The following is a 4,902-nucleotide window of genomic DNA, read 5'->3' on the forward strand; positions in this document are numbered from 1 at the left end:
GCCCCCACTGGCGCCAAGGCCCGGGAAGCCCCCCCGCCGCGACGCTGGACGTCGCGGCCTTCGCCTCCCCTCCTCGCGAGCCCGTCCGTCCGCCTTTCGGGCCCGGACACCCACGGTCACGCGTCAGAAGGGCCCTGCGGCGCCGCACCCGACTACGCCGGGCGCTCCCAACCGTGGCGGTTCACGAAGTCCGACACCATGGCGGCCGTCGTGTCGCGGATCTTCTCCACGTCCACCGCGGACTTGCCCACCGTGTCCTCCATGGGCCAGTCCTCGCGCTTCTGGTCCGCCACCGTCGGCGCGTCCGGCAGCCCGCCCAGCGTCACCAGGATCTGCGCGCTCCTGGCCAGCTCCGGCGTCAGGCGCTGCGGCTTCGCATCGCCCAGGTCCACGCCCATCTCCTTCATGGTGGCGAGCACCTCGGGATGCAGACGCTCGGCCGGCTGCGTTCCCGCGGAAATCGCGCGCGCCTTCGCCGGGTCCGCCAGCAGGTTGAAGAAGGCCGCCGCGATCTGCGAGCGACCTGCGTTGTGCGTACAAGCGAAGATGACCGTGTTCATCGCACCGCCTTTGGAGTGTTGATAATCATGATGTTCCTGGGCTTCCTGGGAAGTATCACATCCTGAGTGGGGAAGAGGACAACGCTCGCCCCTCCCCCATCACGTCCCCCTGACAAGGGGTGTCATGACGGCGGATATGGGTAGGATTTGACTCCGCGCGAACCCTTCGCTCGGGCGGAAGCCGGGGGGATGCCTAGGTTGGTGGGGTCATGCAAAGCACCCCTTCCTGGGCCTGGGCTTCTGCGGCTTCGTGTGGGTGACGCTGGGCAGTGAGCGCGGCCACGAGTACCTGGCTGCGTGGCTCATCGAGAAGAGCCTGAGCCTGGACAACGTCTTCGTCTTCCTCGTCATCTTCCGCAGCCTGAACGTGCCCCAGCGCTACCAGCACGAGGTGCTCTTCCTGGGCATCTTCGGCGCGCTGGTGTTCCGGGCCCTGTTCATCTTCGTGGGGGCGGCGGCGCTGCAGCGCTGGGGCTGGGTGTCGTACGTCTTCGGCGCCATCCTGCTCGTCACCGCGTGGCGCGTCCTGCGCGAGGATCCGTCGAAGCAGGAGGACAACCGCGTCGTGGGGTGGCTGGCCAGGAAGCTGCCGGTGACGGACCAGGTGGCGGGGCCGCACTTCCTGGTGAAGCACCAGGGCCGCAGGATGGCCACGCCGCTGCTGCTGGCGCTCGTGGGCCTGGAGGTGACGGACATCCTGTTCGCGGTGGACTCGGTGCCGGCGGCGTTCTCCGTCACCACCGACACGTTCATCCTCTACAGCTCCAACGCCTTCGCCATCCTGGGGCTGCGCGCGCTCTACCTCGTCATCGCCGGGGTCGTGGGGCAGCTGAAGTACCTGCACTACGGGCTGGCGGGGGTGCTGGCGTTCGCGGGCGTGAAGATGGTGGTGGAGACGTGGGTGCACATCCCGCCGCTCCTGTCCGTGGCCATCATCGTGGTGGTGATTGGCGGGGCGGTGGGCGCGAGCCTGGCGCACCGGAGGTCCGTGCGCCAGGTGGAGGCCTGACCGCTCAGGGCGTGGGCAGGCCCGCGGTGCCGCCGGGATTCAGGGGCTTCGTCAGGAGCGTGTCGAACGTGGGGTTCGCCGCCTTCGCGATGCGCGCCGCGTGCTTCTTCAGGAGGGCGGCGTTGGCGTCCTTCACGTCCTTGCCCGAGGCCAGCTCCAGCTGGGTGATGTACTTGCGCAGCCCGGCGCGGCGCTGCTCCAGTTGCAGCCGCTCCGCCTCGCCGAGCTTCGGGTCCTCCAGCCGCGGCGAAATCGCGGCGAGCTGCTCCTCCAACAGCGCGATGTTCGCCGGGTCGGACGCCTGGGACACATTCGGGACGCCCGCGTCCGGCGCGGCCACGGGCTCCGGATACACCACGGCGGTGAGGCGGCCGAACTCCTGGGGCGACATGCGCTGCGCCTCCAGGTTCAGGAGGAGGGAGGCCTGGGCCTTGCCCATCATGCGCAGGGAGGCGCCCGCGGCCCGGAGCTGCGCGCGGCGGCTTCCACTGCTGAGCGCGTTGCCATGCTCCCGGACGAACTCCAGGGTCTCCTCCTGCAGCACGGCGTAGGCGGGCAGGGTCGCCTCGCGCGCCGCGAGGTAGGCCTCCAGCCGCGCCTCCTCCAGCTTCAGCACCTTGCCCGTGGCGGGCGGCTGGAAGGGGTAGCGGGCGTTGAGCTCGGCGATCTTCCGGGCGCGGTCCTGGGACTGCATCAGCGCGGCCACGCCGGCACCGTCCATCTGGCGGTCCGCCCAGTACCCCGTCGCGACCAGGCCTCCGCCCACGACCAGCAGCCCGCCGACACCCAGCCCCAGCCCGAGGATCCACTTCTTGTTCATGGCGCTGCTCCGCTCTCCTTCCGGAAAGAGCGGGGCCCGCCCGCCGCCGGAGCCCCTTTGCTACCCGGGCCGTCCCTGGAGGGCAAGCGCGCCCCGGGCGGGCGGCCCCTTCAGCCCCGGGCGGGCGGCCGTCGCGGCAGCTGCACGAGGAAGGTGGTGCCGTCCTGGACGGTGGAGCGCACGCGCAGCCGGCCGCCGTGCGCATCCACGATGTGCTTCACGATGAACAGCCCCAGCCCCAGCCCGTGGGAGTTGCGGTGGCCGTCCCGGGCCTCCGCGCGCTTGAGGGGTTCGAACAGGTGCGGCATCAGGTGCTGGGGAATGGGGCGCCCCTGGTTCTTCACCGCGAGCGTCACCGCCTCCGGCTGGCCGCGCAGCCGCACGCGCACCGGGCAGTGGGCGTCTCCGTAGGCGAGCGCGTTGTTCACCAGGTTGGTGATGACCTGCGCCAGCCGGTCCGGGTCGCACCACAGCCGGGCCCCTCCCCGCCCCGCCACCTCCAGGCGCCGGTCCGGGTGGGCCTGCTGCACCTCGTCCATCACCTGGCGCACCAGGTCCAGGAGGTCCACCTCGCGCGGGTCCATGGGGATGCCGCCGCCCAGCCGGGCCTGGGTGAAGTCCAGCACGTCGCGCAGCATGCGGTGCGCGCGCTCGGCGCTGGAGAGGATGCGGGCCACGGCCTTCTGGTCGCGCGGGTCGGGGTCCTCGCGCTTCGCCAGCGACGTGGCGGCCATGGTGATGGCGGAGATGGGGTTGCGCAGGTCGTGGCCGACGATGCCGATGAGCAGCTGTTCGAACTCCGCGCGGCGCTTCGCCTCGGCTTCCGCCTCGTGCCTGCCGGTGACGTCCTGCATGGCGCCCACCATGCGCACCGGGCGGCCCTGGAGGTCCTTCACCACGCGGCCCCGGTCCTCGACGAAGGCCCACGTCCCGTCGCCCCGGCGCATCCGGTACTCGGCCTCCCAGTGGCCCTCGTGGCTGTCGATGGCCACCTGCAGCTCCCGCATCACCCGCTCGCGCTCGTCGGGGTGCAGGCTGGCCGTCCACCACGCCGTGTCCATGACGGGCGGCCCCCGGGACGCGTCCAGCCGGAGGACGCGGGGCGCGGATTCGCTCCAGTGGATTTCATCCGTCACCAGGTCCCAGTCCCAGATGATGTCGCGGGTGGCCAGGGTGGCCAGCCGGTAGCGCGTCTCCGACGCACGCAGCTCCTGCTCCGCCCGGCGCCGCTCGGTGATGTCCAGCGACACGCCCGACACGCTCACCACGCGCCCGCCCGCGTCGAACACCGGCAGGAGGCGGACCTCGAACCAGACGCCCATGAGGTACAGCTCCGTGGACAGCCGCTCCCCGGCCAGCGCGCGCAGGATGACCTCCAGCACGTCCCGCCGGTCCCGGAACACGTCGAAGACGGAGCGCCCGCGCATCACCCGGGAGGGCACGGACGCGGACGTCACGCCCTCGCCCTCGAAGAGGGTGAACACGCCCTGCGCGTCGAAGGCCCACAGCACGACGGGCAGCTGCGTGAGCACGCGGTGGAGCTGCTCGCGGGCCTCGTCGCGCTCCTGGCGCAGCGTGCGCGTGGTGGTGATGTCCGTGGACACGCCGCACAGGGCCCAGGACTCGCCCTGCACGACGCCGGGCAGGGGGAACTTCATCGTGTGGTAGAGGTGCGTCCCGTCGGGCTGGAGCACCTCCTCGTCGAAGACGAGCGGCGTCTTCGCCGCCAGCACCCGGCGGTCGTTGTAGCGGAAGCGCTCCGCCGTCTCCCGGGGGAACAGGTCCAGGTCCGAGCGCCCCAGCACCGCCTCGCGCTCGTGGCCGGAGATGGCCTCGAAGGGGCGGTTGATGAAGAGGTACCGTCCGCTGGCGTCCTTCGCGTAGATGGCGGCCGGGGCGTGGTCGAGGATCTCCTGCAGCCGCCGTTCGCGGGAGCGCAGCGTGTGTTCGTGCTCATGGACGTAGTGGGCCACGGCTTCCGTCAGGCTCCGGTCCAGCGCGCGCCACAGCGTGCGCAGCTCGTCCGTGCCGAGCGGCCGGTGGGACGCATCCAGCACCTCGAGGATGGCCTCGCGCAAGAGGCCGTACTCCTCCACCAGCGTCTCCACGCGGGCGCCGGCCTGGAAACGCCGCAGCCCCAGCTCCCGGGCGTGGGCCCAGACCGCCCCCGAGGACCAGGTCTCCGCGGGGCCCTGCCGGAGGACGAGCACCAGCGCGTCCACCAGCTTGAGCATCCCCTCCAGCCGGTCCTGGAACTCCGCGGACATGCCGGGCGGGTGGGGATCCAACCGTGCGCCCCAGCGCCGGAGGATGTCCTCACGCCGCGACTCCACGAGGTCCGCGAGCGAGTCCGTCGTGGAGGCAAAGGGATTCATGCCGGCGCTCCGGAGGCACCGGTCGGACAAGGCAGGCCGCCTGCTGTGGGAAGTGTGAATGTCACCGTACCCCTGCTCCCGGGACGTGGCTGGAGTGGAGGGAAGATGGACATCCCGCGTCACGAAATGGATGGGGCC

Annotated in this window: 4 protein-coding genes; 1 reads left to right on the forward strand and 3 read right to left on the reverse strand. The window is 71.4% G+C overall.

The genetic code is table 11. The features are described from left to right. Window positions 1–152: 152 nt before the first annotated feature. Window positions 153–560, reverse strand: coding sequence for a low molecular weight phosphatase family protein (locus D7W82_RS38440; RefSeq protein ID WP_120623007.1), 408 nt, complete (start codon window positions 558–560; stop codon window positions 153–155). A gap of 232 nt (window positions 561–792) precedes the next feature. On the opposite strand from D7W82_RS38440, the gene D7W82_RS38445 reads away from it, so the two are divergent. Further along, the gene (locus D7W82_RS38445; protein WP_255417407.1) at window positions 793–1,569 is read left to right on the forward strand and encodes a TerC/Alx family metal homeostasis membrane protein; all 777 of its coding nucleotides are present in this window, start codon (window positions 793–795) and stop codon (window positions 1,567–1,569) included. Between the two features lie 4 nt (window positions 1,570–1,573). On the opposite strand, the gene D7W82_RS38450 is transcribed toward D7W82_RS38445, so the two are convergent. Both D7W82_RS38450 and D7W82_RS38455 read right to left on the reverse strand, forming a co-directional pair. Beyond that, a complete protein-coding gene (locus D7W82_RS38450) occupies window positions 1,574–2,389 on the reverse strand; it encodes a hypothetical protein (RefSeq protein ID WP_120623008.1) in 816 nt (271 codons plus the stop codon). A gap of 110 nt (window positions 2,390–2,499) precedes the next feature. Further along, window positions 2,500–4,764: a PAS domain-containing sensor histidine kinase gene (locus D7W82_RS38455; protein ID WP_120623009.1), complete on the reverse strand. Its 2,265-nt coding sequence runs from the start codon at window positions 4,762–4,764 to the stop codon at window positions 2,500–2,502. Between the last annotated feature and the right edge of the window lie 138 nt (window positions 4,765–4,902).

Origin of the sequence: Corallococcus sp. CA049B (assembly GCF_003611685.1) — a bacterium.
Taxonomy (GTDB): Bacteria; Myxococcota; Myxococcia; order Myxococcales; family Myxococcaceae; genus Corallococcus; species Corallococcus coralloides.

What these genes read in the sequence shown, in the direction of transcription:
- D7W82_RS38440 (WP_120623007.1), bottom strand. Translation starts at nt 560, where the DNA reads ATGAACACGGTCATCTTCGCTTGTACGCACAACGCAGGTCGCTCGCAG.
- D7W82_RS38450 (WP_120623008.1), bottom strand. Translation starts at nt 2,389, where the DNA reads ATGAACAAGAAGTGGATCCTCGGGCTGGGGCTGGGTGTCGGCGGGCTG.
- D7W82_RS38455 (WP_120623009.1), bottom strand. Translation starts at nt 4,764, where the DNA reads ATGAATCCCTTTGCCTCCACGACGGACTCGCTCGCGGACCTCGTGGAG.